The sequence below is a fragment of the Paludisphaera soli genome (assembly GCF_011064595.1).
Classification (GTDB): domain Bacteria; phylum Planctomycetota; class Planctomycetia; order Isosphaerales; family Isosphaeraceae; genus Paludisphaera; species Paludisphaera soli.
The window spans coordinates 1-3,566 of the sequence record NZ_JAALJI010000080.1; the positions used below are offsets into that span (position 1 = coordinate 1).

At 67.4% G+C, this 3,566-nt stretch carries 5 protein-coding genes; 3 read left to right on the forward strand and 2 right to left on the reverse strand.

Annotated elements, in window-relative coordinates; genetic code table 11:
• Window positions 1-310: 310 nt before the first annotated feature.
• Window positions 311-703, forward strand: coding sequence for a response regulator (locus tag G6O68_RS31445; RefSeq protein WP_165253651.1), 393 nt, complete (start codon window positions 311-313; stop codon window positions 701-703).
• 22 nt (window positions 704-725) lie between these two features.
• On the opposite strand, the gene G6O68_RS31450 is transcribed toward G6O68_RS31445, so the two are convergent.
• On the reverse strand, window positions 726-959 hold the full coding sequence (locus tag G6O68_RS31450) for a response regulator transcription factor (protein WP_165253653.1): 234 nt from the start codon (window positions 957-959) through the stop codon (window positions 726-728).
• Between the two features lie 328 nt (window positions 960-1,287).
• Window positions 1,288-1,545, reverse strand: coding sequence for a hypothetical protein (locus tag G6O68_RS31455; protein ID WP_165253655.1), 258 nt, complete (start codon window positions 1,543-1,545; stop codon window positions 1,288-1,290).
• Between the two features lie 294 nt (window positions 1,546-1,839).
• On the opposite strand from G6O68_RS31455, the gene G6O68_RS31460 reads away from it, so the two are divergent.
• Entirely contained in the window at window positions 1,840-2,781 is a 942-nt protein-coding gene (locus G6O68_RS31460; RefSeq protein ID WP_165253657.1) for a LysR family transcriptional regulator, read from the forward strand.
• Complete coding sequence (locus tag G6O68_RS31465) at window positions 2,778-3,137, forward strand: low affinity iron permease family protein (RefSeq protein ID WP_206108286.1); 360 nt, start codon at window positions 2,778-2,780, stop codon at window positions 3,135-3,137. The genes G6O68_RS31460 and G6O68_RS31465 overlap by 4 nt, the downstream gene beginning before the upstream one ends.
• Window positions 3,138-3,566: the final 429 nt, after the last annotated feature.

Here is a 3,566-nt window from a genome sequence, read left to right on the forward strand (position 1 = left end):
GGTGTTACGAACTCAACGCTGCAAGGATGGGCGCGGCGTTGTTGAGCATCAGGATGCTCAATGCGACCTAGTGCAGGCCCTCCAGGGTCGAAGCCAGCCGCTCGTAGTCGCGGGCCGGGCGGCGCGTCCCTGAGGCCGCCGCAACGCACGACGTCGCGCGAAGCGGGCCGAGGCGAAGGAGGTTCGCCCTATCAATTCTTCAAGCGGCTGACGTAGGCTGACGCGTCGCGAAGCGGGTGCCGCGAAGTAGCCCCCCGGCGTCTCGGCAGGTACGGTCCCATCGAACAACCGCCCGGAAGGATCTCGCGACATGGACGAGCGACGGATCGGCCACGCCCCGCGACGAATCCGGGTGCTCGTCGTCGACGACAACTCCGACGCCGCCTACCTGATGGGCGAGTGCCTCCGGGCGACCGGCCACGAGGTCCGGGTCGTCTCCGACAGCCGGGAGGCGATGGAGGCGGCCCGCGACCAGGACCCCGACGCCGTCATCCTGGACATCGGCATGCCCTTCCTCGACGGGTTTGCGCTGGCGCGGCTGCTCAGGGCGGACCGGCGGTTCGACCGATGCCTCATCGTCGCGGTGTCCGGATATTCCGACGACACCTCGCGACGCCTGGGCCGCGAGGCGGGGTTCGATCACCACCTGGCGAAGCCGGCCGACGTGGACGAGGTGATCGGCCTGGTCGACCGCGCCGCCTGAACGGTCGCCGGCCGTGCATCGCCTACGATCCGGGCAGGGCGACGACCTCGAACCAGTAGTCCTTGATGGCCCTCGCCGCCTGCAACAGGCCGGCGAGGCCGGCCCGGACGACGACGTAGCCCGCCGCCCCGTTGGCGTAGCAGTGGCGGACGTCTTGCGGGTTCTCCGAGATGGAGACCGCCACCACCGGTATCGCGGCGAGTTCGGGGTCGGCCTTGAGCCGGACGAGCAGCTCCCGCCCGTCGTTCCCGGGCATGCCTAGGGCCAGGAGGCTGAGGGCCGGCCGGGGGCGTCCCCGGAGGGGATTAGGACCCGCGACGACGGAGGAAGTCCTGTGCCTCGTCGCCGTCCTCGACGTGGAGGATCGCCCGGCTGCGGCGGAAGTCTTGCATCGCGTTTCCGGAGACCGTGCCCGTTCTCTTGCAATTCGCGAGATCGTCTCCGGCGAAAGGCGCGTGGTCCGCCGACATGGCACCGCCCAAGCTTGAGGTTCCAGGAATTTCCGCCTGCTGGTGCTGACGGCGGAAACGCCTGGACGCGTAAGCTCGAGCAGATCTGGGGCTGGAAGCCCCGTCCCCACTCCATCAGGCCAAGCTCGGGGTCCCGTCGATCCGAGCATGAACGGCCCGAGCCGCTCGGACCGCCTCTTCGGCCGTCTCGAACGCCTCGCCGACGGCTTCCCCCAGCGGCATCGACACGGGGTAAGTGCGGGCATACCATTTATTGGGCAAGTGATCGGGCGGGTTGCCGAGCATTGCGGAATTGTAGACGACGTAGCGACCGCCGCCGTGGGATGCGAACTTGTAGACCAGGATGGGCCGCCCGACATCGGTTGAGAACATGGCGTGTTTGACCTGTCGTTTGAGATGGGTGCGCGAGCCGACACTCCAACGGGGACAAGTTTGCGGCACGGCTGCCCCGAGCCCCAAGGGGTCCGCCCTGGCGTGGTCTACCTTGGACAGGACCACGACCCTCCCCGGCTGCACCGTCGGCCTGACGCCCCGCTCGATCGTCGTTGACCGAAAGCAGCACGCGACGCGTAAAAGACTGATATACTTTGTGAAAAGTGCATTTCAAGAACGTCTTATTGTTGTTTTTTCCGGAGGTTATCGGCTCGATAACCGGGAAGGGCTCCCATGGAGCTGCGACAATACCGGCACGTACTGGCTCTGGCCGACCACGCCAGCTTTCGCGGGGCGTCCGAGGTGCTGGGCATCTCGCAGCTCGCTCTGACGAAGAGCCTCTTCCACATCGAGCGAGACGTGGGCCAACGCCTCTTCGACAGGCATGGCCGGAGGGTGTCCCCAACCGCTTTCGGCGCAATCGTCGTCGACACAGCCCGCAGGATGGTCGAATGCGAGGAGTCGATGCTCCGGGCCATCGCCCGGATAGGCGCCCTGGAGGGCGGAGCACTGTCCGTGGGCGTCGGCCCCTACGCCGCCGATATTTGGACGGGTCACGTTTCAGGCCGTCTGCTTGAGCGATATCCCCGATTGAGCCTGTCGATCCACGTCGAGCCGTGGGAGACCCTGCCGGACCTGCTGAAATCGGGCCGTATCGAGCTGTTCGTCGCGAGCATCGAGGAAATCCGCGGGCGTAAGGAATACCGGGTCGTCGAGTTCCCGGAGCAGCGAGGGGTATGGATCTGCCGCGCCGGGCATCCGCTCGCGGGGCGCGCCACACCCTCCCGGTCGGAGCTGCGGGAGTATGTCATGGTCAGCCCGCAACTGCCCCCCCGGATCTGCCGCTGGCTACAGGCCGACGGACGTCAATCGAAGGGCTGCCGGAGGCACGTCAACACCGCCTCGGTCACCATGCTCAAGGCCATGGTCCGCCAGGGCGACGGCGTCTCGTTGATCCATCCCGATGAAGTCCGCATGGAGCTCGATCGCGGCGAGTTCGCGCCCCTGGAGTTCGGCGCCCAGCCGCTCACGTTCCATTCAGGGCTCGTCTGGCTCGCCGACCGGACGCTCTCCCCCGCGGCCACGGCTTTCGCGCTGGAGATGCTCGCCGAGGTGGGAGTCGACGCCTCGTCGTTGATGCGCGCCGATTCGGCGGGACGGACGACGAAGGCGTGAGGCCGACAGCGAGCGTTCGAAAGCCGCCCTTCCTCATCGTCTTCCTCATCCAGAACGCCCAGAACCGCGAGTCCAAGGTACTGCACCTGAAGCTCGACGAGCTCATCGTCGCGGCGAAGCGGGCGAACAACCAGTTCGTGGACGTGGAGGACCTGACGGAGGCCCAGCTCGACCACCTCGCCGGACGCTATCGGATGATAGGCGAGCGATACCGCGGCGCGCTCGAGGACCAGGCCGACGAGGTCGAGGTTCAGTCGGACCGGGTCGAGGGCCGGATCGAGCGGGTCGCCCGCGAGGTCGAGGGAGGAGGGCCCTCGAGAGGCCGCCGGCGGCCTCCCGATCCCCCAGTCCGATGACGGAGGGTCGCCCCCGAGGAAGGGGTCCCCTGAAGGACCGGCCGCCGTCCACGCACAGTTCGGGAAGATCCCCGAGGCGACCCGCCGCGACCTGGAGCGGATGCCGGCCGGCGGAAGTTGGGGTTGGGGATGAACTCCCCCTCGATGACCACGTTCTCGTCCACTTTCCACGCGCCCGCGATCGCCTCCCGCGGGATCGCATCGTCCGGGCCGAAATCGCCCTCGATTTGGTTTACCCACCCACCTGGGTTCCGCTTGGCCTCCTGGATCAGCTCGGACGTCAAGGCGGGTCGATCGTCGGCCATGTCGCGGCACCTCGCGGACTGGGTCCGATAATGGGCATTCGGACCGAAGGCAGGCTGGGGCAGGGGAGGCGGCCCTAGGGTTGGCGGACGGCCTCAGGTAATGCTTGGGCCGTTCTACGTCCGT

Excerpts from the sequence above, each read along its gene's own strand:
- G6O68_RS31445 (WP_165253651.1), top strand. The coding sequence starts at position 311 with ATGGACGAGCGACGGATCGGCCACGCCCCGCGACGAATCCGGGTGCTC.
- G6O68_RS31450 (WP_165253653.1), bottom strand. The coding sequence starts at position 959 with ATGCCCGGGAACGACGGGCGGGAGCTGCTCGTCCGGCTCAAGGCCGAC.
- G6O68_RS31455 (WP_165253655.1), bottom strand. The coding sequence starts at position 1,545 with ATGTTCTCAACCGATGTCGGGCGGCCCATCCTGGTCTACAAGTTCGCA.
- G6O68_RS31460 (WP_165253657.1), top strand. The coding sequence starts at position 1,840 with ATGGAGCTGCGACAATACCGGCACGTACTGGCTCTGGCCGACCACGCC.